Source organism: Kitasatospora sp. NPDC054795, assembly GCF_053611565.1.
Genome location: NZ_JBSHAP010000126.1, coordinates 1 through 26178 on the forward strand (window position 1 = coordinate 1; position 26178 = coordinate 26178).

The 26178-nt window shown below is 73.6% G+C and carries 25 protein-coding genes and 2 pseudogenes; 16 read left to right on the forward strand and 11 right to left on the reverse strand.

Going from position 1 to position 26178, the window contains the following annotated elements:
* Window positions 1–122: 122 nt before the first annotated feature.
* Together ACWGJO_RS33340 and ACWGJO_RS33345 are read right to left on the reverse strand one after the other, a co-directional pair.
* The gene (locus ACWGJO_RS33340) at window positions 123–839 is read right to left on the reverse strand and encodes a response regulator transcription factor (protein WP_049651279.1); all 717 of its coding nucleotides are present in this window, start codon (window positions 837–839) and stop codon (window positions 123–125) included.
* A 320-nt stretch (window positions 840–1159) separates the two neighbouring features.
* Window positions 1160–1822, reverse strand: a complete 663-nt coding sequence (locus ACWGJO_RS33345; RefSeq protein WP_452189478.1) for a DUF3000 domain-containing protein — start codon at window positions 1820–1822, stop codon at window positions 1160–1162.
* A gap of 236 nt (window positions 1823–2058) precedes the next feature.
* Here ACWGJO_RS33345 and hemE point away from each other — a divergent pair, with 236 nt between their 5' ends.
* The gene (gene hemE, locus ACWGJO_RS33350) at window positions 2059–3072 is read left to right on the forward strand and encodes a uroporphyrinogen decarboxylase (protein ID WP_359914397.1); all 1014 of its coding nucleotides are present in this window, start codon (window positions 2059–2061) and stop codon (window positions 3070–3072) included.
* A 36-nt stretch (window positions 3073–3108) separates the two neighbouring features.
* Here hemE and ACWGJO_RS33355 read toward each other — a convergent pair whose 3' ends face one another.
* Window positions 3109–3537 (reverse strand): DUF523 domain-containing protein, encoded by a 429-nt coding sequence (locus ACWGJO_RS33355; protein WP_452189480.1) that lies wholly within the window; start codon window positions 3535–3537, stop codon window positions 3109–3111.
* Between the two features lie 67 nt (window positions 3538–3604).
* Between ACWGJO_RS33355 and ACWGJO_RS33360 the strand changes: the two are divergent.
* The 3 genes and pseudogenes from ACWGJO_RS33360 to hemQ all read left to right on the forward strand — a co-directional run.
* Window positions 3605–3781, forward strand: a pseudogene (locus ACWGJO_RS33360) (Uma2 family endonuclease); the annotation flags it as partial.
* 53 nt (window positions 3782–3834) lie between these two features.
* A complete protein-coding gene (gene hemG, locus ACWGJO_RS33365) occupies window positions 3835–5265 on the forward strand; it encodes a protoporphyrinogen oxidase (protein ID WP_452189482.1) in 1431 nt (476 codons plus the stop codon).
* Entirely contained in the window at window positions 5262–5981 is a 720-nt protein-coding gene (gene hemQ, locus ACWGJO_RS33370) for a hydrogen peroxide-dependent heme synthase (protein ID WP_387730929.1), read from the forward strand. The genes hemG and hemQ overlap by 4 nt, the downstream gene beginning before the upstream one ends.
* 73 nt (window positions 5982–6054) lie before the next feature.
* On the opposite strand, the gene ACWGJO_RS33375 is transcribed toward hemQ, so the two are convergent.
* From ACWGJO_RS33375 to ACWGJO_RS33390, 4 genes and pseudogenes are all read right to left on the reverse strand, one after another.
* The gene (locus ACWGJO_RS33375) at window positions 6055–6669 is read right to left on the reverse strand and encodes a hypothetical protein (protein WP_452189484.1); all 615 of its coding nucleotides are present in this window, start codon (window positions 6667–6669) and stop codon (window positions 6055–6057) included.
* 44 nt (window positions 6670–6713) lie between these two features.
* Window positions 6714–7496 carry a TIGR04222 domain-containing membrane protein gene (locus ACWGJO_RS33380; RefSeq protein ID WP_452189486.1) on the reverse strand — a complete coding sequence of 261 codons (783 nt, stop codon included), beginning with the start codon at window positions 7494–7496 and terminating at the stop codon, window positions 6714–6716.
* Between the two features lie 92 nt (window positions 7497–7588).
* A complete protein-coding gene (locus ACWGJO_RS33385; RefSeq protein ID WP_452189488.1) occupies window positions 7589–8638 on the reverse strand; it encodes a TIGR04222 domain-containing membrane protein in 1050 nt (349 codons plus the stop codon).
* Window positions 8639–8712: 74 nt separating this feature from the next.
* Window positions 8713–10136: pseudogene (locus ACWGJO_RS33390) on the reverse strand (DUF692 domain-containing protein).
* Window positions 10137–10403: 267 nt separating this feature from the next.
* Between ACWGJO_RS33390 and ACWGJO_RS33395 the strand changes: the two are divergent.
* The 7 genes from ACWGJO_RS33395 to ACWGJO_RS33425 all read left to right on the forward strand — a co-directional run bounded on the left by ACWGJO_RS33395 (window position 10404) and on the right by ACWGJO_RS33425 (window position 17239).
* Complete coding sequence (locus tag ACWGJO_RS33395) at window positions 10404–11363, forward strand: GNAT family N-acetyltransferase (RefSeq protein WP_452189490.1); 960 nt, start codon at window positions 10404–10406, stop codon at window positions 11361–11363.
* A gap of 205 nt (window positions 11364–11568) precedes the next feature.
* Entirely contained in the window at window positions 11569–12579 is a 1011-nt protein-coding gene (locus tag ACWGJO_RS33400; protein WP_452189492.1) for an MBL fold metallo-hydrolase, read from the forward strand.
* Between the two features lie 87 nt (window positions 12580–12666).
* Window positions 12667–14628 (forward strand): ATP-binding protein, encoded by a 1962-nt coding sequence (locus tag ACWGJO_RS33405; RefSeq protein WP_452189494.1) that lies wholly within the window; start codon window positions 12667–12669, stop codon window positions 14626–14628.
* Window positions 14625–15056: a roadblock/LC7 domain-containing protein gene (locus ACWGJO_RS33410; protein ID WP_387685596.1), complete on the forward strand. Its 432-nt coding sequence runs from the start codon at window positions 14625–14627 to the stop codon at window positions 15054–15056. The genes ACWGJO_RS33405 and ACWGJO_RS33410 overlap by 4 nt, the downstream gene beginning before the upstream one ends.
* Window positions 15053–15406, forward strand: a complete 354-nt coding sequence (locus tag ACWGJO_RS33415; protein ID WP_359914392.1) for a DUF742 domain-containing protein — start codon at window positions 15053–15055, stop codon at window positions 15404–15406. The genes ACWGJO_RS33410 and ACWGJO_RS33415 overlap by 4 nt, the downstream gene beginning before the upstream one ends.
* A 70-nt stretch (window positions 15407–15476) precedes the next feature.
* A complete protein-coding gene (locus tag ACWGJO_RS33420; RefSeq protein WP_359914400.1) occupies window positions 15477–16049 on the forward strand; it encodes a GTP-binding protein in 573 nt (190 codons plus the stop codon).
* On the forward strand, window positions 16046–17239 hold the full coding sequence (locus ACWGJO_RS33425) for a cytochrome P450 (protein WP_452189496.1): 1194 nt from the start codon (window positions 16046–16048) through the stop codon (window positions 17237–17239). The genes ACWGJO_RS33420 and ACWGJO_RS33425 overlap by 4 nt, the downstream gene beginning before the upstream one ends.
* A gap of 106 nt (window positions 17240–17345) precedes the next feature.
* Here the strand turns inward: ACWGJO_RS33425 and msrB are convergent, their stop codons facing one another.
* The 4 genes from msrB to ACWGJO_RS33445 all read right to left on the reverse strand — a co-directional run bounded on the left by msrB (window position 17346) and on the right by ACWGJO_RS33445 (window position 20625).
* Complete coding sequence (msrB, locus tag ACWGJO_RS33430; RefSeq protein WP_380630987.1) at window positions 17346–17756, reverse strand: peptide-methionine (R)-S-oxide reductase MsrB; 411 nt, start codon at window positions 17754–17756, stop codon at window positions 17346–17348.
* A gap of 32 nt (window positions 17757–17788) precedes the next feature.
* Window positions 17789–19198 carry a UDP-N-acetylmuramate--L-alanine ligase gene (gene murC / locus ACWGJO_RS33435; protein WP_452189498.1) on the reverse strand — a complete coding sequence of 470 codons (1410 nt, stop codon included), beginning with the start codon at window positions 19196–19198 and terminating at the stop codon, window positions 17789–17791.
* A gap of 122 nt (window positions 19199–19320) precedes the next feature.
* Window positions 19321–19782, reverse strand: coding sequence for an indole-3-glycerol phosphate synthase (locus ACWGJO_RS33440; RefSeq protein WP_359915318.1), 462 nt, complete (start codon window positions 19780–19782; stop codon window positions 19321–19323).
* A 51-nt stretch (window positions 19783–19833) separates the two neighbouring features.
* Window positions 19834–20625, reverse strand: coding sequence for a pyrimidine reductase family protein (locus tag ACWGJO_RS33445; protein WP_401043422.1), 792 nt, complete (start codon window positions 20623–20625; stop codon window positions 19834–19836).
* A gap of 126 nt (window positions 20626–20751) precedes the next feature.
* Here ACWGJO_RS33445 and zapE point away from each other — a divergent pair, with 126 nt between their 5' ends.
* From zapE to ACWGJO_RS33470, 5 genes are all read left to right on the forward strand, one after another.
* Window positions 20752–21798, forward strand: coding sequence for a cell division protein ZapE (gene zapE / locus ACWGJO_RS33450; protein WP_387685895.1), 1047 nt, complete (start codon window positions 20752–20754; stop codon window positions 21796–21798).
* A 3-nt stretch (window positions 21799–21801) separates the two neighbouring features.
* On the forward strand, window positions 21802–21939 hold the full coding sequence (locus ACWGJO_RS33455) for a hypothetical protein (protein ID WP_452189500.1): 138 nt from the start codon (window positions 21802–21804) through the stop codon (window positions 21937–21939).
* A gap of 44 nt (window positions 21940–21983) precedes the next feature.
* The gene (gene uvrB / locus ACWGJO_RS33460) at window positions 21984–24074 is read left to right on the forward strand and encodes an excinuclease ABC subunit UvrB (RefSeq protein WP_452189502.1); all 2091 of its coding nucleotides are present in this window, start codon (window positions 21984–21986) and stop codon (window positions 24072–24074) included.
* A 266-nt stretch (window positions 24075–24340) separates the two neighbouring features.
* Window positions 24341–24919, forward strand: a complete 579-nt coding sequence (locus tag ACWGJO_RS33465; protein ID WP_359915324.1) for a TerD family protein — start codon at window positions 24341–24343, stop codon at window positions 24917–24919.
* A gap of 191 nt (window positions 24920–25110) precedes the next feature.
* Entirely contained in the window at window positions 25111–26091 is a 981-nt protein-coding gene (locus tag ACWGJO_RS33470) for a TerC family protein (protein ID WP_452189504.1), read from the forward strand.
* Window positions 26092–26178: the final 87 nt, after the last annotated feature.

Sequence of the window (26178 nt, forward strand, 5' to 3'; positions counted from 1 at the left end):
CCACCCGGCCCCCCGCCCGTCCCGGGGGGGCCTGCGCGCGCGCCGGGCGGCGGGGGGCCGCACGGCGGCGGCCTTGGAGGACCGTTCCACCTCGGCCGCCGCAGCGGTCCGGAGCGCCCGGCTCAGTGGATGATGCCGGTGCGCAGCGCGACCGCGACCATGCCGGCGCGGTCGCCGGTGCCCAGCTTGCGGGCGATCCGGGCGAGGTGGCTCTTGACGGTGAGCGCCGACAGGCCCATCGCCACGCCGATCGCCTTGTTGGACTGTCCCTCGGCGACCAGTCGCAGCACCTCGACCTCGCGGCCGGAAAGCTCGCGGTAGGCGGCCTGCTGCGCGCCCGGCGCACCGGGTGCTCCGGGGGCGCCCGGTGCACCGGCTGCGCCCGGCATGCCCGGCATCCCGGGGCGGCGCATCCGGCCGGCCAACCCGGCGGCGCCGAGCGGCATCCCGGGGCGGCCCGGCATCGCGACGTTCGTCCGGGTACCGGTCACCACGTATCCCTTGACACCGCCGGCCAGCGCGCTGCGGACCGCGCCGATGTCGTCGGCGGCGGACAGTGCCAGGCCGTTGGGCCAGCCCGCGGCGCGGGTCTCGGCGAGGATGGTCAGCCCGGAGCCGTCCGGGAGGTGTACGTCGGCGACGCAGATGTCGCGGGGAGTGGAGACCCGGGGGCGGGCCTCGGCGATGGAGGACACCTCGATCACGTCGCGGACGCCGAGTGCCCACAGGTGGCGGGTGACGGTGTTTCGGACACGGGGATCGGCGATGACCACCATGGCGGTGGGCTTGGTCGGCCGGTAGGCGACCACGTTTGCGGGGTGCTCAAGAAGGACCGACACCAGGCCTCCTGCGGGGAGTGGCGGACGGAACCCCGATGGGGGCGGTCGGAGTGTTCCGCGTTCGGAAAGGGTCACAGTCTGCTTCGGCAGCAACCGTGCCCGGCTTTAGCGAAAGATCACGATCTAGTGAGTAACAATACGGACAAATCGCGCAAATGATTGATGCGACATGCCCGGTATTCGCACAAAATCGATCAGATTCGGTGTCGATCGGTCGGTGTCGACCGGTGAATTGACGAAGAGCGCGTCCGAAGTCACAATCCGTCAGCCCTGGGGGTGGCGTCCGGCCCCCGGGCGCCGTCGGGCCCGCACACCACCCGTCAGTGCGACCGGGGGCGTCGCCGGGCCGGCATCGGGACCACTCCACCGAGTGAAGGAACCTCGGCGGGCCCCTGCGGGGCCGGGGCGGCCGGCGGCAGGCCGGCGCTGACGCACAGCAGGTCCGCCCAGGCCGCCAGGTGCCGCTCGAAGCGGCCGTCGGCCGGGGTCCAGGAGGCCCGGATCTCGATCTCGGTCGAGGACGGGCGGTCCGCCAGGCCACCGAAGTACTGGGAGGAGGCCAGGCTCACCGTGCCGGACGGCTCCGCGTACCCGGCGCCGTGCGCCTGCAGGGTGTCCAGCAGCCAGGACCAGCCCACCTCGGAGACCATCGGGTCGCCCGCCATCTCCGGCTCCAGCTCGGCCCGGGTCATCGTGACCACCCGGAACTCCCCGTTCCAGGCCTCCTGCCCGGCCGGGTCGTACAGCAGCACCAGCCGTCCGTCCGCCAGCTCCTCGCCGTCGGCCTCGACCGAGGCGGTCACCGCGAACGAGTACGGGGCGAGCCGGCGCGGCGCCGGCGAGGGGGAGAGCTGCACCTCGGGCCGCAGCCGGGCCCCGTCCAGGGCCGCCACGGCCGCCCGGAACTCGCTCGGCACCCCCTCGTGCCCCGCTCCGCCACCTGCTCCGCCACCCTGTGCGGGGTGCCCTCCGACCGCTGCCATGCCCCGAAGACTAGGTCGAAGAACGGGGTTATCGCCGCAACTTCTCTCCCAGCGGCGTGCCGGAACGGCAAACCCGGACAGATCTTGGAGGAACCGACGAGACCGGCCGGGAAACCGGGCCCGGCACGCGTGCGAAGATTTGACGCGTGAGCGAGACAACGGCAGACACCACGGCGCCCACCCACGGCGGCCAGACCACCCCCCGGCGTCGCGGCGCCGCGCACGACTCCGCGTTCCTGCGCGCCTGCCGGCACGAGCCCGTGCCGCACACGCCGGTGTGGTTCATGCGCCAGGCCGGCCGCTCGCTGCCCGAGTACCTGAAGGTCCGCGAGGGCATCCCCATGCTGGAGTCCTGCATGCGGCCCGAGCTGGTCAAGGAGATCACCCTCCAGCCGGTGCGCCGCCACAAGGTGGACGCGGCGATCTTCTTCAGCGACATCGTGGTGCCGCTCAAGGCCGTCGGCATCGACGTCGACATCAAGCCCGGCATCGGCCCCGTCATCGCCGACCCGATCCGCACCGTCGAGGACCTGAAGCGGCTGCGCCCGCTGGAGCCGGACGACGTCCCCTACATCACCGAGGCCGTCGGCCTGCTGGTGGACGAGCTCGGCGAGACCCCGCTGATCGGCTTCGCCGGAGCGCCGTACACGCTGGCCAGCTACCTGATCGAGGGCGGGCCGTCCAAGAACCACGAGAACACCAAGGCCATGATGTACGGGCAGCCCGAGCTGTGGGCCGCCCTGGTGGACCGGCTCGCGGACATCACCTCGGCCTTCCTCAAGGTCCAGATCGAGGCCGGCGCCTCGGCCGTCCAGCTGTTCGACTCCTGGGTCGGCGCGCTCGCGCCGGACGACTACCGCCGCTCGGTGATGCCGTCCAGCACCAAGGTCTTCGACGCCGTCGCCGAGTACGGCGTGCCGCGGATCCACTTCGGCGTCGGCACCGGCGAACTGCTCGGCCTGATGGGCCAGGCCGGCGCGGACATCGTCGGCGTCGACTGGCGGGTGCCGCTGAACGTCGCCGCCGAGCGGGTCGGCCCGGGCAAGGGCCTGCAGGGCAACCTCGACCCGGCGGTGCTGTACGCGCCCACCGCGGTGGTGGAGACCAAGGCCGCCGAGGTGCTGCGGGCCGCCGAGGCGCTCGGCACCAGCGGCCACATCTTCAACCTCGGCCACGGCGTGCTGCCGTCCATGGACCCGGACGCGCTCAGCCGCCTCGTCGCCTTCGTCCACGAGGCCAGCGCGCGCTGACCTCCCGGTGGCGGGCCCCTGCCGCTCCGGGGCCCGCTACCCGGCCGTGACCTCGATCCCGGCCCGGCGCAGCAGCGCCGCCGTCACCCCGTCGCCGGGGCGCAGCTCCCCGGTGAACGACCCGTCGTACACCTGCCCGCAGCCGCAGGACGGGCTGCGCGCCATCAGCACCGCCCGCCGGGCCCCCGCCTCCTCGGCGGCGGCGAGCGCCGCCCGGGCGCCGGCCAGGAACTCCGCGGTGCAGTCCGCCCCGGTCGCGTCCACCACCCGGGCCCGCCCGTCCAGCACGTCCGCGCCGTCCCCGCCCACGATCTCCGCCGGCGGCCGTGGCGTCGGCAGCCCGCCCGCCCCCTCCGGGCACACCACCACGGCCCGCCCCCGCTCGACCAGCCGCACGGCGTCGTCGGAGGTCTTCGCCCGCCCGTCGTACCGACAGGGGATCCCGGCCAGACACGCACTCACCATGATCGGTTCCACAGCACACAGACTAAGTGGCGGTCCGCTGCGTCCCCGAACTCGTTGTCTTGGGGCCATGAGCGGGCTGCCGGACTGGATGTACGCGCCCAAGGACGAGGGCTGGTTCGCCGACGACCTCGACCGCCTGCCGCAGGCGCCGCGGCACACCGAACTGATCGATGGGGCACTGGTCTTCATGATGTCCCCGCAGCGCTGGTGGCACGGCGAAGCCGTCGACGAACTGACGACCGCGCGGTCGTGCAGGGGATTGAGGGTCCGGCGTAAAGACCTGCGAGACTGCGGAGCATGTCGGATGCACAGGTCGTCGTCGTCGGTGGTGGGATCGCGGGGCTGGCCGCGGCCGCTTTCCTGAGCGGTGCCGCCGGGGGGCCCGCGCGGGCGCGGGTCACGCTGCTGGAGGCGTCCGGGCGGGTCGGCGGGAAGCTGTGGGGCGGAGAGGTCGGCGGGGTCCGGGTGGACCTCGGGGCCGAGGCGGTGCTGGCCCGGCGGCCGGAGGCGGTGGACCTGGCACGGGCGGTCGGGCTCGGCGAGGAACTGGAGCCGCCGACCACCGCGAAGGCCGCGATCTGGACCCGCGGCGCGCTGCGGCCGCTGCCCGGCGGGCAGGTGATGGGCGTCCCCGGTGACCTGGAGGCGCTGGCCGCCTCCGGCGTACTGAGCGACGAAGGGCTGGAGCGGGCCCGGAACGAGCGGCCCGGCGAGATCGGCGAGGACGTCGCGATCGGCCGCTACGTCGCCGACCGGCTGGGCCAGGAGGTCGTGGACCGGCTGGTCGAGCCGCTGCTCGGCGGCGTGTACGCCGGCCGCGCCGAGGAGATCTCGCTGCGCGCCGCCGTCCCGCAGCTGCTGTCGATCGCGCGCGGCGGCGGCTCGCTGGTCGAGGGGGTGCACGAGCTGGCCTCCCGGCCGAAGGTGGTCGGCACCCCGGTGTTCCAGGGCCTGCGCGGCGGCCTCGGCACCCTGCCCGGCGCGGTCGCCGCGGCCTGCGTCAAGGCGGGGGTGGACCTGCGCACCGATGCCCCGGTGGACGAGCTGCGCCGCACCCCCGACGGCTGGCGGGTGGTGACCGGCGGCGAGGTGCTGCACGCGGACGCCGTGGTGCTGGCCGTCCCGGCCCCCGTCGCGGCCCGGCTGCTGCGCGAGGACGCCCCGGCGGCCGCCACCGACCTGGACGCCGTCGAGTACGCGGGCATGGCCCTGGTGACCCTGGCCTTCCGCCGCGCAGACCTGGCCGATCCGCCCGGCGGCAGCGGCTTCCTGGTGCCGCCGGTGGACGGGCGGCGGATCAAGGCCTCGACCTTCTCCTCCAACAAGTGGGGCTGGCTGGAGCGTTCCGCGCCGGACGCGTTCCTGCTGCGCACCTCGCTGGGCCGGTACCGCGAGGAGGAGGCGCTGGGGCTGCCGGACGAGGAGCTGGTGGCGCGCTCGCTGGCGGACCTGGAGGAGGCGATCGGGCTGACCGCCCGGCCGTACGACACCTTCGTCTCCCGCTTCACGGCCGGTCTGCCGCAGTACCCGGTGGGGCACCTGGACCGGGTGGCCCGGGTGCGGGCCCAGGTGGCGCGGGTGGGCGCGCTGGCGCTGTGCGGCGCCGCGTACGACGGGGTGGGCATTCCGGCGTGCATCGGTTCGGCGGCCGCCGCGGCGGCCGCCGTCGACAGACTGTTGACCCCGGCGACCGGGGAAGGCTCCACGGAGAGGACAATGGGCGCATGACTGAGAGCGTTGAGCGGGAGCAGCAGCCCGAGAAGAAGAAGGCGCGCGACCTGAACCAGGTCATCCGCTACACGATGTGGTCGGTGTTCAAGCTCAAGGGCGCCCTGCCCGAGGACCGCACCGCGCTGGCCGCCGAGGTGGACGAGCTGTTCGCCCAGCTGGACGCCAAGGACGTGACCGTGCGCGGCACGTACGACGTCTCCGGTCTGCGCGCGGACGCCGACATCCTGGTCTGGTGGCACGCCGCCGACTCGGACGACCTCCAGGAGGCGTACAACCGCTTCCGCCGCACCGGCCTCGGCCGGCTGCTGGAGCCGGTCTGGTCGAACATGGCGCTGCACCGCCCGGCCGAGTTCAACAAGTCGCACATCCCGGCCTTCCTGGCCGACGAGCGCCCGCGCGACTACGTCTGCGTGTACCCGTTCGTCCGCTCCTACGAGTGGTACCTGCTGCCGGACGCCGAGCGGCGCGCGATGCTCGCCGAGCACGGCCAGATGGCGCGCGGCTACCCGGACGTGCGGGCCAACACGGTGGCCTCGTTCGCGCTCGGCGACTACGAGTGGCTGCTCGCCTTCGAGGCGGACGAGCTGCACCGGATCGTCGACCTGATGCGCGATCTGCGCCCCTCCCGGGCCCGGCTGCACGTCCGCGAGGAGGTGCCGTTCTTCACCGGTCGGCGCAAGCCGGTCAGCGAGCTGCTGAACGGCCTGGTCTGACGGTTCGGTCTGACGGTTCCGCGGTCCCTCCCGGAGGCCGGTTCCCCCGACGGGGAGCTGGCCTCCGGCGTCGCTACGGGCGCGGCCCGGCGAACTCGCGCAGCACGGAGGTGTAGTGGTCGCCGAGGTCGACCCGGGTGACGTCCTCGAAACGGAACTTCGTCGGCTCCGGGTGCCAGCGCGCCTCGGGGTCGACCTCGTGCAGCCGCAGCGAGGCGGGGCGCAGCGCGGTGACCGTACCGACCCAGCAGGCGCCGGGGTCGCGGCGCTCGGTGTGCAGGGCGATCAGACCGTACTCGGCGCAGGCGGCGGTGAGCAGGCCGGGCAGGTCGTCCAGCGGCAGGTCGGCGCCGGGCGGGCGGACCGGCCACAGACCGCGGCGGCGCAGCACCCGTACGGTCAGGCTCTCGGGGCCGCCCCGGTCGCGGACCTTGTGCAGGTCGGCGGTGCGGACGGCGCTCCAGCCGTCGAGGCGGTGGTCGGTGCAGGTGGCGAGCAGGGTCCAGACCGGGCCGGTGCCGAGGACGAAGCCCTCCAGCCGGTCCGCGCCGGGGATGGAGCGGCGCAGCCGGACCGGGCGGCCCTCGGAGCGGGCGCGCTCCAGCGTCGCGAGGCCCTTCCGGCCGAGGGGCTGCGAGCCGGGTTCGAGGTCGGCGGGGCTCCGCTCGGCGGGGTCGGGTGCGTCCATGGGTGGGAGTCTGCCCTGGTCGCAGCGGTCGGCGCAGCCGGTTTTCAGGTCCGGTGCGGGCGCAGGGCGGCGCGGAGCCGGGCGTCGGGCAGGACGGCCGGGCCGTTCATGGCGACGGCGGTGAGCAGTTCGCGCTCCTCGTCGTCGGCCAGGCCGCGCTGGCGGGTCGGACGGACCTCGCGCAGCACCTCCTGGCCGACCGGGGAGGCCCAGCGGGTGTACGGGTAGACGTCCACCCGGGCCATCAGCAGGGTGCCCGAGGTGAGCGCCACCGGCAGGGAGAACCAGGCGAGCGGGGCGAGGGTGTCACCCCCGGTGAAGCCGCCGAGGGCCAGCGAGGCGGCCAGCAGGACCAGCGTCAGCAGCAGCGCGTGCCGGACCTGCCGGACCACCACCACGGTGTTGCGCTGCACCAGGGCCGGGGTGGCCAGGCCCGCCAGGGTGAGCCGGGCGCCGATCTCCAGCACGGTGGGATGCTCGGCCATGGCCCGGCGCAGCTCGTCGGTCCGGCACTGGACCTCGGGGCCGACGGTGGCGATGACCGCCCGCTCCAGGCGGCTGCGGCCCCTGGGGTCGACCACGGTGGTCCAGCCGGTGTGCGCCAGGTGCAGCCGCCCGCGGCCGGCCATCAGGACGAGGGCGAGTTCGACCACCCGGTCCGGGCCGCCGGCCAGGTAAGCGGTCTCGTACAGGCCGATGCCGACGGCTTCGGGGGGCCGCAGGCCGGCCTGGTCGGCCAGGGCGTCGGCGGTGGCGGTCATCCGGACCAGTCGGAGGCAGGACAGGACCGCCGCGACACAGGCCGGTATGAGGAACAGCAACCACATGGGCTTGTTGTATGCCTGCGTCGACGGCGGGCGGAACGTCTTCCCGGTCCGCGATACCGAACTGTGACGTCCGGCGGCGCGCCCGGCGGGTCTCAGGAGCCGCAGCCGCCGCCGCCACAGCTCGACCCGCAGCTGGAGGAGGACGAGGACCCGCAGCTCGACGAAGAGGATCCGCAGCTCGACGAGGAGGAGCCGCAGCTGGACGAGCCGGAGGAGCCGGAGTCGGAGGATCCGCACCAGGAGGCGGAGCCGCCGTCGGAGCCCGAGGAGCCGGAGGAGCACGAGGACGCCGACGACGAGGAGGAGGACGAGGAGGACGAGGAAGCGTTCGCGGCGACCGCCTGCCGTACGGCCTCCTCCTCGGCCGACGCGGTCAGCATCGCGGCCTCCAGCTCCGGGTTGTCCAGCCCGGCGGCGGCCAGGCCGCCGAGCGCGAGGGCGCCCAGCAGCGCGCCGCCGGCCAGCCGGGGCGGCATCCCGGCGTTGGGCTTCCACGGGGTGCCCTGCATCAGGGAGAGCTGGCGCTGCCCGGCCGGGGTGATCCGGCCCTTGACCGGCACGGTGGCGAGCAGCGCGGTGAGGCCCCCGAACAGCAGGAGGCCCGGGACCCAGAGGTTCGGGCGGTCGTGGCCGGCGGCGCCGTCGTCGAGCAGCAGGGAGGCCACCGCGGAGGCCACCACGAGCAGCAGCGCGAGCCAGAGCAGCCGACGGGCGGTGCGGGCCCGCCGCAGCCGCTCGGGGCGGCGCAGCAGGCCGCGGTCGGCGAGCCGGTCACCGATCTCCTGGACGGCGGCGGAGCGCATCACGGTGTGGCGCAGCGAGCCGAGTTGACGGCTGCCGGTCGGACCGACCGCGTCCTGGACCGCCTTGTCGACGGCGTCGTACGGCTTGGATCCGGTGAGCGTGACCAGACCGGAGCGGCTGATCACGACCTGCTCGCTCATGTGCATCCGGACCACGGCGGTGTCGAACACCCGCCCCGGCCCGCCGGACAGGAACGCGGTGTCGAGCAGCGGCAGACCGCGGCCGGGCAGGCCCTTGGCGTAGCGGACCCGGCCGATGTGCTGCCGGGTCCGGGCTGCGTACAGGGCGGCGGCCGCCAGCAGGACGGCCGGGACGATGAAGTAGCTGTTGTGCCACATGGGCTGTTCCCCCGAGGTGGTGACAGTGCGTCAGGATCAGGTGCCGCCGGGTTCGCCGGCGGCCCGGCCGCCGGCTAGCGGCGCGGGGCCGGGTGCAGGGCCCGGCGCAGGCGCGCGAGCGGGCCCGGCGGCCGTACGGGTGCCGGGTGGAGCCACTGCTCCAGGGCCCGGCGGTGGTCGTCGGCGAGCGGGCCGCCTTCGGTGAGCACCCACTGCGCGAAGGCCCGGGCGTCGGCCCGGTAGCCGCCGGTCTGCGGGTGGGAGCGGGCGTAGCCGAGGAAGAGCGGCCCGTACTGAGCCCCGAGCGCCCGGGGCAGCTCCGGGGCGACCTTGGCGGTGGTGTCCCGCCGCTTGGCGGCCAGGCCGGTGGACTGGGCGCGGACCTGCCGCTCGTCGAAGCCGGGCGGGACGGGCCCGCCGGTCACCAGGGCGGCCAGCAGCTCCTCCTGGCGCCGGGCCAGGCGCCGCCGGGCGGCGGCGAGGTCCTGCTCCGTGAGGTCCTGCTCGGCGGGACTCTTTTCGGCGGGGCCCTGCGCGGCGGGGCCCCGCTCGCCGGGGTCGCGGTCGGTGGCGGGACGCGGGTCGGTGTTCTCCCGCGCCGTTCTCGTCAGGTCGCTCATCGCCGGGTGCTCCCCTCCAGCACCCGGCGGATGGCGTCCAGTTCACCGGCCAGCTCGCTGGGCGGCGGGAAGTTGGCGTCCCGCTCCAGCAGCACCCCGGGCGGGGCGACCCGCGCGCAGAGTTCGGCCAGCACCTCCAGCACCGGTTCGGTGACGGGGTGGGCGTGGGTGTCGTGCCAGACGCCGTCGACCAGGGTGCCGCCCGCGACGTGGACGTAGGCGAGCGCCTCCAGTGGCAGGCGGTCGAGCTCGGCGGCCGGGTCGATGCCGAGGTTGACCCGGTTGGTGTGCAGGTTGGCGACGTCGATCAGCAGCCGGACGCCGGTGCGCTCGACGAGCTCGGCGAGGAACTGGCCCTCGGTGAACTCGTCGTCCGGCCAGGCGAGCTGGGCGGCGATGTTCTCCAGGGCGAGCGGCACCGGCAGGTGGTCCTGGGCGATCCGGACGTTCTCGGCGATCACCCGCAGCGAGTCCCGGGTGCGGGGGACGGGCAGCAGGTGGCCGGCCTCCAGGCCGCCGGCCCGGACGAACGCCAGGTGCTCGCTGACCAGCGGGGAGTCGAGTGCCAGCGCGGCCTCGGCGAGCCGGTCGAGGCGGCCGGGGTCGGGCAGGTCGGCGCCGCCGAGGCCGAGGCCGACGCCGTGCGGGACGACGGTGACGCCGCGTCCGCGCAGCACGGTCAGGGACTCGGGCAGGTGGTCGGCGCAGATGTTCTCGGCGACCACCTCGACCCAGTCCAGGCCGGGCCGGCTCTCGACCACGGTGTCGATCTCGCTGCGCCAGCCGAGGCCGACGCCCAGACGGGGCGCGGCCTCCCGGGGCGCGGCTTCTCGGCTCGCGGTGGCGGAGGCAGGCAGTTCCAGGGCAGGGGAAGTCATCGGTTCGCCCCCTTCGGAGGGCCGGGTGGGAGGGCCGTCGAGCGGTGCGGGCGTCGTCGCCGGAACCGCGCGGCCGTGCTGCTGAGAATGTCCCCGGGCGGGGTGGCTGCCAAGCCTCTCCCGGTCTTCTCAGAGCATTATTTGAGCATGTCGTGCCGGTCGTGAGGGACTTTGGTCCCGAGCCCGGGCCGTCCGCGCAGGTGGGGCGCCCTTCCGGCGGGAAAACCGGAGGCGCCGGGCGGTCCGTCGGGGCTAGCGTGGGAATCCATGACTTCTTCGAATTCCTCCTCCGTGACGATCCGTGACTTCCGCCCCGAGGACGCCGTGGCCGTGGCCGCGGCCCACCGGGCCGGGCGCGAACACCTGGTGCTCTCCGCCGAGACGCTGGTCTGGTTGAACGCCCAGCCCAGCCCCGAGGAGCACTTCCGCACCTTCGTCGCCGAACTGGACGGCCGGGTGGTCGGCGCGGTGCGCTGCGGGGTGGTGCTCGGGACGACGACCACGGGTGTCGGCCACGCCAACGGCAGTGTGCTGCCGGCGTACCGGCGGCGCGGTGCGGCCACCGCCCTGCTGGCCGCGGCCGAGCGGCACCTGACCGGGCACGGGGTGACGGAGCTGCACACCTGGCTGGACGACGAGCCCGCCTCGCAGGCCTTCGCCACCGTCCGGGGCTACCGGATCGGGCGCACCATGCAGTTCGCCGGACGGGACCTCGCGCTGCCGCTGCCGCCCGCTCCCGTACGGCCGGCCGGTGTCGAGGTGCGCCCGGCCGCCGACTGGGCGGACGACCCGTACCCGGTGTTCCTGGTCGAGGCGGACGCCATCCTGGACGAGCCCGGCAGCGAGGTGCCGATGGACGCCCTCACGTACGAGGACTGGCTGCGCAACGACTGGGCCAGGCCGGACCGGGACGCGGCGCTGAGCGTCGTCGCCGTGGTGGACGGCCGGCCGGCCGCGTTCAGCATGGCGCAGACCGACGGCGTGGACCGCTACTGGTCCGCGTTCACCGCCTGCCGCCGGGAGTTCCGCGGCCGGGGGCTGAGCAAGCTGGCCAAGCTGGAGTCGCTGCGGCTCGCCGCGGCGGCCGGCTACCGGCACGCGTACACCAGCAACGACACGACCAACGGGCCGATGCTGGCGATCAACGCCTGGCTCGGCTACGAACGCTGTGCGGGGGAGCGCAAGGGGATCAAGCAGCTGGAGCGGTCGGCGGCGCGGGAGATCTGACGCTCCCCCCGGAACCGAATCCCGGCACGGACCGATCCCCGGCCCGGCGCCGACCCAACCGGGGCCCGGGCCGGGCCACTTCGGCCAGATGTGGTCCAGACCACGTGGGACGAATCGGGACAGCTCGGGTTGCTTCGGGCGCCAAGTGGCCTGAACTGTAATGGTTTTGCTCCACCCCTGTCACGACATAGGCATAATCGCGCACATGACGATCAGCCGTGCGAACGTGAGCGCGATTGCCGAGGACCTGTACGTGTGGCTCCCGCCGAAGCGGGGCTGGGGCCTGGCCAACTGCGGGCTGCTGGCCTCGGAGACCACCGCGCTCTGGATCGACACGCCGTACGACCCCTCGATGGCCGGGGAGTTCCTCGCCGCGAGCCGGCGGCTGCTGTCGGACGGGGTCGGGATCGACCGGGTGGTCGTCACCCACGCCAACGGGGACCACCTGTGGGGCGCCGGGGTGCTGCCGGACGCCGAGGTGATCGCCACCCGCGAGGCGCTGGAGCACATCCACTGGGAGCCCACCCCGCAGCAACAGCACGCGCTGGTCGTCAACAGCGACCCGCAGTCGGCGCTCGGCGGCTACCTGAGGGAGCACTTCGGGCAGTTCGACTGGTCCGGCACCGCGCCGGTGCGCCCCGACACCGTCTTCACCGGCGAGCTGGAGCTGACCGTCGGCCGCTACCCGGTGCGGATCACCAGCCTGCCCGCCGCCCACACGGGCGGGGACCTCATGGTCCACCTCCCGCACCAGCGCGCGGTCTTCACCGGCGACGTGATCTTCTCCTCGACGCCCGAGCAGCCCGGCGACCACCCCTCGCACTGGGCCGGACCGCTGGAGAACGTCATCGGCGCCTGCGAGCAGGCCCTCGCCACCGGTGCGGAGATCTTCGTGCCCGGCCACGGCCCGGTGCTGGACCGCGACGGCGTCCGGGAGCACATCGGCTACCTCTCCTACGTCCGCGAGCGCGCCCACGCCCTGCACGCCGCCGGCATACCCGCGCTGGACGCCGCCCGGCGGGTGATCGCCGAACAGCGCCACCCCGAACTCGGCCTGCCCGAGCGACTGGTGCTCACCCTCGCGGCCGAGTACCGGCACCTGGACGGCTCCGCGGCCCCCGGAGCCCTGGAGGCCATGGGCCAGGTCGCCCTGGTGGCCCGGGAACTGGCCGAGGACGCCGTCCGCTCCCCGCGCCCGCGCGCCGCCGGGAACTGACCCCACCCGCGCTCCCGGAACGCGCCCCTCCCGGCAGGTCCGGCCGCACCACCCGGTCCCACCCGCAAGCACCCCCCGAGGACTTCGATGACGCAGATCGCGCTGATCGTCCTGGCGCTGGTCGCCGCCGTGGCCGCGGCCGTGCTCGCCCGCGGCCGGGCCGGGGCCGTCGCCCGGGCCACGGCCGCCGAGACCGGGCTCGGCCGGAGCGAGGAGCGCACCCGGGCCGCCGAGGGCAGGCTCGCCCGCGCCGAGCAGCAGCAGCGCGAGGCGCAGGAGGCCGCCCGGCGCTCCGCCGAGGAGGCCCAGCGGGCGCAGGAGCGCACCCGCGCCGCCGAGGACAGCGTCCGCGAGGCTCAGGAAGCGGCCCGGCACGCGCAGGACACCGTCCGGGACGCCCTGCAACAGGGCGCTGTTGCGACCGACCGGGCCGAGCGGGCCGAGAGCGCGCTCGCCGCCGCCGAGGCGCGGGCGACCGCGCTGCTCGCCGAGATCGGCCACCTCGCCCAGGAGCGGATCGCCGCCACCGCCGTACGACTCACCCACGGCAACGCCCCGCTGGTCGGCCCACTGGACCCGCAGGCCGTCGGCCCCGAGGCGGTCCGGGCGCTGCAGGCCGTCCTGGACGCCGCGCACGCCGCCCTCGCCGACGAGCGCGAGCGGGTGGACGCCGCCGCCCGCGCCGCCATGCGCGGCGCCACCTCCCGGATCCAGACCCTGCTGTACCAGATCCAGAGCCTGGTCCAGCAGCTCCAGCACGAGCACGACGACCCCCGGCTGCTGGAGGTCGACTTCCGCAACGAGGTCGCGCTGCGCCGGATCCAGACCATCGCGGTGCTCTGCGAGGCCTGGCCGGGCCTGGCCCGCACCGACTCACCGCTCGCCGAGGTGGTCGTCGGCGCGCTCTCCCGGGTGCCCGGCTACGCCCGGATCAAGGTCGCCAACCACCTGCGCGAGCAGCGCCTCGCCGTGGTCGCCCGGGCCGCCGAGCCGATCGCCGTCACCATCGCCGAGCTGCTCGCCAATGCCACCGCCTACTCCCACCCGGAGACCGATGTCCCGGTCACCGTCCAGCAGGGCGGCCGCGGCGCGCTGGTGATCATCGACGACAGCGGCATCGGCATGGACGAGGACCAGCTGCGCCGCGCCCGCCGGCTGCTGGCGGGCCCGCCCGACATGCTGCTCACCGAGCTCGGCAACCCGCCCAAGACCGGTTTCGCGGTGATCGGCAAGCTGGCCCGCCAGTACGGCTTCTCCTGTCACGTCGAGCCCTCGCCGTACGGCGGCATGCGGACCATCCTGCGCATCCCGGCCGCGCTGGTGACCGTCGTGGACGACGAGCAGCCGCTGTCGGTGCTCACCCCGCTGCCGCTGCGGGCCGGCGCCGGGCCGGCCCCGGCGCCCACCGTCGCGGCCGTCCCGCCGATGCGCGACGCGGACGAGCAGGACGGCCCGCAGCTCGCCGACCGCCACAACCAGCCGGGCCCGCACCCGGCCCCGGCCATCCGGGTGGTGCCCGATCCGGTGGCGTCCGATCCGGTCGCGGACGGCCGGACGGACGGCCGGACGGATGGCCGGACGGACGGCGCGACGGCAGGGGGTGACGAGCCGGCCGGCGATGCGCCGGCCGGCGCCACCCCGAAGGACGGTGCGACGGCCGGTGCGCCCGCGGCGGACACACCCGTGGCCGACGACGGCACCGGTCTGCCCACCCGGCGGCGCCGCCGTCCGCTGGCCGCCGAGCAGCCGCCCGGCGCGAGGCCCGTCCCCGTTCGCGCCCCGGGGTCCGACCGCACCGCGGCGTCCGACCGTGCCCCGGCGTCCGCCCGCACCCCCGAGCAGGCCGCCGCCCACTGGCAGGCGCTGCAGCAGGGCACCGACTCCGGCCGGGCCGCCGTGGCCCGGGCCGCCCGCGAGGAGACCGGCGCCGCCGGCACCCCCGCCGCCCCCGGCGGCACCACCCCCGGCCACGACCCCGGCGACACCACCGCCGGCCACGACCCCGGTGACCAGAGCACCGGTCAGACCTTAGAAGGAGCCGAGCAGTGAGCAGCACGCCCAGCCCGACCACCACCGACGAGATCTCGTGGGTGCTGACCCCGTTGCTGGAGCTGCCGGGGGTGCTGCACGCGGTCATCGCCACCGGGGACGGCCTGGTCGAGGGCGCCTCGGGCGGCCTGGAGCGCGCCTCGGCCGAGCGGGTCGCCGCGATGACCGCCACCGTGCACGCCGCCGCCCGGGCCTTCACCGCCGCGTTCACCGACGCCGAGCGCCCCAGGCTGGCCCAGACCGTGGTGGAGTCCGACCTCGGCTACGCCATTGTGGTGCCCGCCGGGGAGAACACCTCGCTCGCCGTGTTCACCTCACCGGACGCCCAACTCGGCAACGTGGCCTACCAGATGCAGCTGCAGGTCGCCGCCCTCGGTCGCGCGCTCGCGAGCCCGACCCGGCGGCAGGACGACGACGGCCGGTCATGACCGCCGCCCCCCGCAGGCGGATGGTGCCCGCCTACCTGGCCACCGGCGGCCGCAGCCGCCCCGGCACCAAGGGCTTCGAGCGGCTGACCGTGCTGTTCGCCGACCGCGCCGACCCGCCGGCCGCGCTCGAACCCGAACACCGCCGGCTCTGGGAACTGCTGCGCCCCGGCGCGCTGACCGTGGTGGAGGCCGCCGCGCACCTGCGCCTGCCGGTCAGTGCCACCGTCTTCCTCGCGGCCGATCTGGTCGAGTCGGGCTGCCTGCACGCCCGCGCACCGATCCCGCGCGCCCAGCAGACCGACCGCTCCATCGTCGAGAGGCTCCTCGTTGGACTCCGTGCGCTCCGGTGACCCGGCCGCCCGGCCGGACCCGGAAGACCAGAGCCGGGTGGGCTACCTGCCCGACCGGGACCAGACGCTGATGAAGCTGGTGGTGGCCGGCCCGTTCGGGGTCGGCAAGACCACCCTCATCCGCACCCTCTCGGAGATCGCCACCCTGCACACCGAGGAGGCGATGACCGAGACGGGCCGCCCGGTGGACGATCTGGCCGGCCTGCCCGAGAAGGCCACCACCACCGTCGCCGTCGACTTCGGCCGGCTCACCCTGCCCGGCAACGTCGTGCTCTACATGTTCGGCACCCCCGGCCAGCGCCGCTTCTTCCCGCTCTGGCAGGACATCGCCCGCGGCGCCGTGGGCGCCCTGGTGCTCGCCGACACCCGCCGGCTGGCCGACTCCTTCGAGATCATGGACATGGTCGAGGAACAGGGCCTGCCGTACGCCGTCGCCGTCAACCGTTTCCCGGACGCACCGGAGCACGCGGTCGAGGTGCTGCGCACCCACCTGGACCTGCACGCCGCGACCCCGTTGCTGCTCTGCGACGCCCGCGAGCGCGACAGCAGCCTGGACGCGCTGATCGCGCTGGCCGAGCACGTCCTGGACGCCCTGCCCGCCGCCCCCGCCACCTCGGACCCCGCCACCCCGGAGCAGCCGTGACCGTCGAGTCCCGCCCGACCCCGATCCACGGCCCGGTCTTCGCCGCCGACCCCCAGCTGGTCTACGAGCGGCTGCGGCGGCACGGCGCGGTCGCCCCGGTCGAGGTCGCGCCAGGCGTCGAGGCCCTGCTGGTCACCGACTACCAGGCCGCACTGGACCTGCTGCGCGACACCGACACCTTCTCCAAGGACTCCCGGGCCTGGCAGCGCACCGTCCCGCCGGACTCCCCGCTGCTGCCGGTGCTCGGCTACCGCCCGACCGCGCTGTTCAGCGACGGCGGGACCCACGCGCGCTACCGGGCGGTGATCACCGACGCCCTCGCGCTGTTCGAACCGCACCGGCTCCAGCGCCAGGTCGCCGAGACCGCGCACCGGCTGATCGACCGCTTCGCCGCCGTCGGGCACGCCGACCTGATCGCCGAGTATGCCCGCCGGCTGCCCGCCTTCGCGCTCACCACCTGGTTCGGAGTGCCGCAGGAGCAGCGCGAGGAGGTGGTGGACGCGATCACCGGGCTGATCGAGTCCACCGCGCGGGCGGGCGCCTCGTACGGGAAGCTCCTGGCAGTGGTCACCGCGATGGTCGCCGAGCGCCGCGCGCGCCCCCGGCACGACCTCACCTCGATGTTCGTCACCCACCCGGTCGGGCTGGACGACGACGAGGTGATCCGGCAGATCACCCTGACCCTGATCGCCGGGCACGAGCCGACCACCAACCTGATCGGCAACGCTCTGCTGCGGCTGCTCACCGACGCCCGCTACGCCGGCTCGCTGTTCGGCGGGGCGATGACCGCCCACCAGGCGATCGACGAGGTGCTCTGGCACGAGCCGCCGATGGCCAACCTCTCGGCCCACTACCCGCGGTACGACATCACCTTCCACGGCCGCGAGATCAAGGCGGGCACGCTGGTCCTGGTCTCGTACGCGGCCGCCAACTCCCAGGCCGCGCCGCCCACCGACGACGGCGGGCTGCGCAGCGGGGAGAGCGCCCACCTGGCCTGGGCGGCCGGCCCGCACGCCTGCCCGGCCCGGGACCCGGCCCTGCTGATCGCGATCACCGCCATCGAGCAGCTGGGCAGCCGCCTCAGCGACCTCGAACTCTCCACCCCCGCCGAGGAGCTGCTCTGGCGCCCGGGCCCGTTCCACCGGGCCCTGATGCACCTCCCGGTCCGCTTCGCACCGGTCGAGGGGTAGGCCCGGCCAGCACGCAGGCCCGGCCACGCACGCCCGGCCGGCACGCAGGCCCGAACGGCAGGAGGCCCGGACACGTACGGTGTCCGGGCCTCCTGCCGTTCGTCGCTCAGCCCTGCTCGGCCGGCTTCAGCGTCAGCGAGACGCTGTTGATGCAGTACCGCTGGTCCGTCGGCGTGCCGTAGCCCTCGCCCTCGAAGACGTGCCCGAGGTGCCCGCCGCAGCGGGCGCAGCGCACCTCGACCCGGCGCATGCCGAGCGAGGTGTCCTCGATGTACTGGACCCGGTCCCCGGCCAGCGGCGCGTAGTAGGACGGCCAGCCGCAGTGGCTGTCGAACTTGGTCTCGGAGCTGAACAGTTCGGCCCCGCAGGCCCGGCAGCCGTAGACGCCGACCGTCCTGGTGTCGGTGTACTCACCGGTGAACGGGCGCTCGGTGCCCGCCTCGCGGAGCACGTGGTACTCCTCGGGGCTGAGCTCGGCGCGCCACTCGGCCTCGGTCTTCTCGATCTCGTAGCTCATCACGGCTCCCGGTCGCGGCGTACGTGCGTGTGTCAGACGTTGGAAGCAACGTTCGCGAGGTGCTCAAGGATTTCCGGGCCCAGGTTGGTGACGTCCCCGGCGCCCATGGTGAGCAGCAGGTCGCCCGGGCGGGCGAGGCCGGCCAGCACGGCGGGAGCGGCGGCGAAGGAGTGCTCGGCGGCGACCTCGGCGCCGGCCCGGCGGGCGGCGTCGACGATCAGCTCGCTGGTCACGCCGGGGATCGGGTCCTCGCGGGCCGGGTAGATGTCCAGCACCACCGACGCGTCGGCCAGCGCCAGGGCCCGGCCCATCTCCTCGGAGAGCTGCTGGGTGCGGCTGAACAGGTGCGGCTGGAAGACCACCAGCACCCGGCCCCCGCCGGTCAGGCCCTCGCGGATCGCCTCCAGGTCGGCGGCCATCTCGGTGGGGTGGTGGGCGTAGGAGTCGATCACCTGGACCCCGGCGGCCTCGCCCTTGAGCTGGAGGCGGCGTCGCACGCCGGTGTAGGCGCCGAGCGCCTTGGCCAGGTCGGCGGCCGGGACGCCCAGCGCGACGCCGGCGGCCAGCGCGGCCACCGCGTTGTGGGCGTAGTGCCGGCCGGGCACCGAGACGGTGAACGCCAGCTCGGCGCCGTCCAGCAGCACGGTCACCTCGCTGGTCATGCCGCGGGCGACCACCGACAGCACCCGCAGGTCGGCGTCCTCGGCGGAGCCGACCGTCACCACGTTCAGGCCCTCGCGTCCGGCCACCCGGGAGGTGAGCTCGCGGGCGCCGTCGTGGTCGGCCGAGACCACCAGGGTGCCGCCGGGGACGATCCGGCCGACGAAGGTCTCGAAGGACTCGTAGATCTCCTCGATCGACGCGTAGTTGGCGTGGTGGTCCAGCTCCACGTTGAGCACGATCGCCACCTCCGGCGCGTACTTGTGGAAGCTGCGGTCGCTCTCGTCCGCCTCGGCGACGAAGATCCCGCCGGTGCCGTGGTGGGCGTTGGAGCCGGGCGCGTCGAGGTCGCCGCCGATCGCGTAGGACGGGTCCAGGCCCAGCTCGCCGAGGGCGACGGCGAGCATGCTGGTGGTGGTGGTCTTGCCGTGGGTGCCGGCCACCGCCAGCGCCCGCCGGCCGCCCATCAGCGCGGCCAGCGCGTCGGAGCGGTGCACCACCGGGATGCCGCGCTCGTGGGCGACGGCCAGCTCCGGATTGTCGGCGCGGATCGCGCTGGAGACGACCACGCTGCTGGTGCCGTCCGGCACGTGCTCGGCGGCGTGGCCGACGTGCACGGTGGCACCGAGGGCGCGCAGCGCGAGGACGGTCTCGGACTCCTTGGAGTCGCTGCCGGAGACGCTGGCCCCGCGCACGGCGAGGATCTTCGCCAGGCCGGACATCCCGGCGCCGCCGATGCCGATGAAGTGCGGGGCGTGCAGGTCGTGCGCGGCGTCGTTCAAGGCGTGGCTCCGTAGGGGCGGGGGCAGACAGGGCGGGCGGACGGGACGGGAGGACGGAATCGTCCTCGCGGGCGGACCGCAAGGACGATTCTGCACCACCGCCGCGCCGGGCCAGGAGTCGCTCAGGAGTCGCTGGCGAACAGCCTGAGCACCGGGACCCCCACCTTGTGCCGGGCCTGGGAGGCCCAGTCGCGGTGGAAGAACTCCTCCACGAAGTGCGGGGAGGTGAGCACCACCACCTCGTCCGCCCGCTGCTCCTCGACGACCGCGCGCAGCCGCTCCAGCGGCCTCTCCTCGACCAGCTCGCCCACCGCCCCGGCCCCGGCCGTGCGCAGGTGGCGCAGGCTGTGCTCCAGCGACTCGGTGGCGACCGTCGGCGCGTTCCCGGACTCGTCGTGCTCGTGGACCACCTTGTCGAGGTGGCCGAGGGCGACGTCGTCGAGCGCCCGCAGCAGTTCGTCCTGCCTGCCGCGCGGCTGCATCAGGACGACGAAGGACACCTCCTCCTCGCCGTGGAGCGTGGTGACGAGTTCCACGTCCGCGTCGGAGAGAGCCTTTTCGATCATCAGTACCGTCTTGAACACGTGAGTCCCTTCCAGTGGCCGGCCCCCGGGCCCCGGCATCGCATAACGGGATCACGATCGGGGGGTCACGGGGTCATCCGAACCCAGGTGACGCAGGTAGCGAGTGAAGAGGAATCCTTTCTGCTCGATCAATGAGACCAGCTCCATCCGCTGCACGTCCGGCATTCCGGCATCGTGGAGGATGCGCGGCGCGTCGCCGCCGGTGAGCAGCGGGGCCAGCGACAGGCACAGCTCGTCCAGCAGACCGGCCGCCGCGAACTGCCCCAGCAGGCGCGGGCCGCCCTCGGTCAGCAGCCGGGTCCAGCCCCGCTCGGCCAGGGCCGCCACGCCCGCCCGCAGGTCCACCGAACCGGTGCCCGCGAGCACCAGGTCGGCCACCTCGGCCACCGCCCGACGACGCTCCGCATCGGCGTCCCCGGTGGTGATCACCACCGTCCTGACCAGCGGTTCGGTGAACAGCGGCGCGGTCAGGTCCAGCCGCAGCGAGCGGCTCACCACGGCGATCACCGGGGCGGGCGCCTGGCCCGCTGCCGCCCGGGCCGCCGCGAACTCCCGGCGCGCCCGGGCCGGCCGGTAGCCCTCGGCGCGGACCGTCTCCGCGCCCACCACTACCACGTCCGACAGGGCCCGCAGCACTCCGAAGATCCGCTTGTCCGCGTCGCCGGAGAGGCCCTCCGAGAGCCCGTCCAGCCTGGCCCCGCCGTCCAGGCCGGACACCATGTTGGCGCGCAGCCAGGGGCGCCCCTGATTCACCTGTTCGGGGTACGCGTAGACGGCGGCGAGCGATTCCAGTGCGGCCGGATCCGCGGGCCGGCCGCCCAGCGGGCTGATCAACTGTTGCATGATCCCAGTCTTCCACCGCGGGCCCTGCTCCGTCCGGGGCCGCGGGTCGTTCGGACGGCGTCCGGGGCAGGCGTACCCTCTACTGATGTGCCCGCAGCCTCCCACTACGCAACCGCGAACGAGCCGATAGCCGCCGCACTCGTGTCCGGCTCCCCGATCGCGCTCACCTCCCGCCGTCCCGTCGTGCCCGCCGAGCGGCTGGTCGCCGAGATGGTCCCGCCGCCCCGGTTCGCCGACGTGAGCTTCGGGACGTACATCCCGGACCCGACCCAGCCGAGCCAGTACGAGGCCGTCCAGGTCCTGGAGCAGTTCGCGGCCACCCTCGGCGGAGGAAACGGTTCGCCGCCCAAGCGCAGCTGGTTCCGACGCTCCGCCCCCGCACCCACCGGCCCCGCCGGGGTCTACCTCGACGGCGGCTACGGCGTCGGCAAGACCCACCTGCTCGCCTCGCTCTGGCACGCCGCCCCCGGCCCCAAGGCCTTCGGCACCTTCGTCGAGCTGACCAACCTGGTCGGCGCGCTCGGCTTCCAGCAGGCCGTGCGGACCCTCTCCGGGCACACGCTGCTCTGCATCGACGAGTTCGAGCTGGACGACCCGGGCGACACCGTGCTCGTATCCACCCTGCTCGGCCGGCTGGTCGAGAACGGGGTGAAGCTGTGCGCCACCTCGAACACCCTGCCGGAGAAGCTCGGCGAGGGCCGCTTCGCCGCCGCCGACTTCCTGCGCGAGATCCAGGGCCTGTCCGCGCACTTCCGCCCGATGCGGATCGACGGCCAGGACTACCGCCACCGCGGCCTGCCGGACGCCCCGCCGCCGTACTCCGACGAGGCCGTCGGAGACGTCGCGGACCGCACCCCCGGCGCCTCGCTGGACGACTTCGACGCCCTGCTCGCCCACCTCTCCGCCGTCCACCCCAGCCGCTACGGCGCGCTGCTGGACGACGTCACCGCGGTCTGCCTGCGCGGCGTCAAGCAGGTCGACGACCAGTCCACCGCGCTGCGCCTGGTCGTCCTCGCCGACCGCATGTACGACCGCGAGCTGCCGATCACCGCCTCCGGCCTGCCCTTCGACCGGGTCTTCCCGGAGGAGATGCTGCGCGGCGGCTACCGCAAGAAGTACCTGCGCGCCATCTCCCGCCTGGTCGCCCTCGCCCGGGACAGCGCCAAGGCCTGACCCGTGGCCCTCCCCCTCGCCCAGCAGTTGTTCCCACTGCCGAGCGAGGCGGAGCACCGGCCCGCCGCCGCCTTCGACTCCGTCGTGCGGATCGACCCCGCCCGGGAGCCGGCCATGAGCTTGGAGGCCCACGCGGCCTGATCGAACCGGCCTCGCTTGTCAGTGGTGGGTCGTACCGTTGAGTGGTGCGTCCCATCACGAGTATTGAGCGGTCCGTGGCGCCCTTCGAGGTCGTCAGTCCCTTCCAGCCGAACGGCGACCAGCCGGCGGCGATCGCCGAGCTGGAACGGCGGATCAGGGGAGGGGAGAAGGACGTCGTGCTGCTCGGTGCCACCGGCACCGGCAAGTCGGCCACCACGGCCTGGATGATCGAGAAGCTGCAGCGCCCCACCCTGGTGATGGCGCCGAACAAGACGCTGGCCGCGCAGCTGGCCAACGAGTTCCGCGAGCTGCTGCCGAACAACGCCGTCGAGTACTTCGTCTCGTACTACGACTACTACCAGCCCGAGGCGTACGTCCCGCAGACGGACACCTACATCGAGAAGGACTCCTCGATCAACGAGGAGGTCGAGCGGCTGCGCCACTCGGCGACCAACTCGCTGCTCACCCGCCGGGACGTCATCGTGGTCGCCTCGGTCTCCTGCATCTACGGCCTCGGCACCCCGCAGGAGTACGTCGACCGGATGGTGCGGCTCAAGGTCGGCCAGGAGATCGACCGGGACGACCTGCTGCGCCGCTTCGTCGACATCCAGTACGCCCGCAACGACGTGGCCTTCACCCGCGGCACCTTCCGGGTCCGCGGCGACACCATCGAGATCTTCCCGGTCTACGAGGAGCTCGCCGTCCGGATCGAGATGTTCGGCGACGAGATCGAGGCGCTGTACACCCTGCACCCGCTCACCGGCGAGATCATCAGCCAGGACGAATCCGTCCACGTCTTCCCCGCCTCGCACTACGTGGCCGGCCCCGAGCGCATGGAGCGCGCGATCACCGGCATCGAGAAGGAGCTGGAGGGGACGCTCGCCCGGCTGGAGAAGCAGGGCAAGCTGCTGGAGGCCCAGCGGCTGCGGATGCGCACCACCTACGACATCGAGATGCTGCGCCAGATCGGCACCTGCTCGGGCGTCGAGAACTACTCGATGCACTTCGACGGCCGTGAGCCCGGCTCCCCGCCGAACACCCTGCTCGACTACTTCCCGGACGACTTCCTCCTGGTCATCGACGAGTCGCACGTCACCGTCCCGCAGATCGGCGCGATGTACGAGGGCGACGCCTCGCGCAAGCGCACCCTGGTCGAGCACGGCTTCCGGCTGCCCTCCGCGATGGACAACCGCCCGCTGAAGTGGGAGGAGTTCCTGGAGCGGATCGGCCAGACCGTCTACCTGTCGGCGACGCCAGGCCCGTACGAGCTGTCGCGCGGCGACGGCCAGGTCGAGCAGATCATCCGCCCGACCGGCCTGATCGACCCCGAGGTGATCGTCAAGCCGACCGAGGGCCAGATCGACGACCTGGTGCACGAGGTCCGTCAGCGGGTGGAGCGGGACGAGCGCGTCCTGGTCACCACGCTGACGAAGAAGATGGCCGAGGACCTCACCGACTACATGCTCGGCCTGGACATCCGGGTCCGGTACCTGCACAGCGACGTGGACACGCTGCGCCGGGTGGAGCTGCTGCGGGAGCTGCGGGCGGGCCGGTACGACGTGCTGGTCGGCATCAACCTGCTGCGCGAGGGCCTGGACCTGCCCGAGGTGTCGCTGGTGGCGATCCTGGACGCGGACAAGGAGGGCTTCCTGCGCTCCGGCACCTCGCTGATCCAGACGATCGGCCGTGCCGCCCGCAACGTCTCCGGCCAGGTCCACATGTACGCGGACAGGATCACTCCCTCGATGGAGAAGGCCATCGACGAGACCAACCGCCGCCGGGCCGTGCAGCAGGCCTACAACAAGAAGCACGGGATCGACCCGCAGCCGCTGCGCAAGAAGATCGGCGACATCCTGGACACCCTCGCCCGCGAGGACGTGGACACCGACGAGCTGCTCTCCACGGGCTACCGCAACCAGGGCAAGGGCAAGGCCCCGGTGCCGTCGCTGGGCGCGGAGCGCAAGCCGGCCAAGTCCCTGCCCGCCGCCGAACTGGCGGACCTCATCCAGGAGATGACCGACCGGATGCACACGGCCGCCGCCGACCTCCAGTTCGAGGTCGCGGCCCGGCTGCGTGACGAGGTCAAGGAGCTGAAGAAGGAACTGCGGCAGATGCGCGAGGCGGGTGTGGCGTAGGCGACCCGCGCGAGCGCGCCCGCGCGGCGACCGGGCTTGGCCGGAATGACACCGGTCAAGCCCGCGGGTGTCTCAGGCTTGCCACAAACGGGGAAACCCGGGGGAGGCCGGGGTGCCGCAGGGCCTAGGCTGGCCTGCGGCATCGTGCCCTCGGGACGGGGTTGCGGGCCGTACGCAGAGGGGGCCTCAGCCGGGGGACGGCGACGGGGTGTTCCACCGTGGAGCCGCGCGGGTGTGACCGCGCGGCCGGCAGAGAGGACAACGTCGTGTCGGTGAACCTGGCCAAGGGGCAGCGGGTCAGCCTCCAGAAGGGGCAGGGCGCCGCCCTGACCGTGGTCCGGATGGGCCTCGGCTGGCGGGCCGCCCCCAAGCGCGGGCTGTTCGGCAGTCGCACCCGGAAGATCGATCTGGACGCCTCGGCGCTGCTGTACGCCGAGCGGACCCCGTCCGACGTGGTGTTCTTCTCGCACCTGGAGAGCAACGACGGCTCCGTGCGGCACACCGGGGACAACCTGGAGGGCGGCTCCGGGGCCGAGGACGACGAGGCGATCCTGGTCGACCTGGCGCACGTGCCCGTGCACATCACCCAGGTGGTGTTCACGGTCAGCTCGTACACCGGGCAGACCTTCGCCGAGGTGCAGCGGGCGCACTGCCGGCTGGTGGACGAGACCACCGGGCTGGAGCTGGCCCGCTACGAGCTGGCGGGCGGCGGGCCGCACACCGGGCAGATCATGGCCAAGGTGGTCCGGGACGGCGACGGCGGCTGGGAGATGCAGGCGATCGGCGCGCCGGCCAAGGGGCGCACCTTCCAGGACCTGCTGCCGGCGATCGAGCCGTATCTCTGACGGTTCTTTACCTTCTTTACCTTTCCTTGTCTTCCCTGTTACTCTCGTTGGCAGCGGAGGGGAGTATTCCTCGACAGCCGACCCCGTCATCACGGGTGCCCGTCGTGGCACCCCGGGGCGCTGGCCCGATGGGCGGAAGAGACCTCCGGCAGTGACGATGACTGTCTCGCCTACCTGCCGGAGGAGCAGTAGTGGACGTTTCCATGACCATGTGGGTCTCCACGATCCTGGTGCTGATCGCACTGATCGTGGCGGACTTCTTCATCGGAGGGCGCAAGCCGCACGAGGTCTCGATCAAGGAGGCCGGAATCTGGACGGCCGTCTGGGTCGTCCTGGCGGTCCTCTTCGGTGGCTTCCTCTGGTGGCACTCCGGTGCGCAGCCGGCGGGTGAGTTCTTCGCCGGCTACATCACCGAGAAGTCGCTCAGTGTCGACAACCTCTTCGTGTTCATCCTGATCATGGGCAAGTTCGCGGTGCCCAGGATCTACCAGCAGCGCGTGCTGATGTTCGGTGTGATCATCGCGCTGGTGCTCCGGGCGGTGTTCATCGCCGGCGGCGCCGCCCTGGTCTCCGAGTTCTCCTGGGTGTTCTTCATCTTCGGCGGCTTCCTGATCTGGACGGCCTGGAAGCTGATCAAGGAGGCCCGCGCCGAGGAGGAGGGCGAGGAGGAGTTCGAGGAGAACCGCGTCCTCAAGTCGATCACCCGCCGCTTCCCGGCCACCGAGGACTACCGCGGCACCAAGCTGTTCGTCCGGGAGAACGGCCGCCGGCTGATCACCCCGATGCTGATCGTCATGCTGGCGATCGGCACCACCGACGTGCTGTTCGCACTGGACTCGATCCCGGCCATCTTCGGCCTGACCCAGGACCCGTACGTGGTCTTCACCGCCAACGCCTTCGCCCTGATGGGTCTGCGCCAGCTGTACTTCCTGATCGGCGGCCTGCTGAAGAAGCTGGTCCACCTGTCGTACGGCCTGTCGGTGATCCTCGGCTTCATCGGTGTGAAGCTGGTGCTGCACGCCGCCCACGAGGCGGGCGCGGACTGGGCCCCGGAGATCGGCATCCCGTTCTCGCTGGGCTTCATCGTGGTGGTCCTGGCGATCACCACCTTCACCAGCCTGCGGGCCTCGAAGAAGGCCGAGCAGGCCGAGCGCGAGAAGCTCGACGCCTGACGCCCGACGCGCCCGATGCCCGACGCGCCCTGTTGCCAGGGGCGCCGGGCCGGTGCACCGCCGAGGCCCCCGCGACCGGAAACGGTC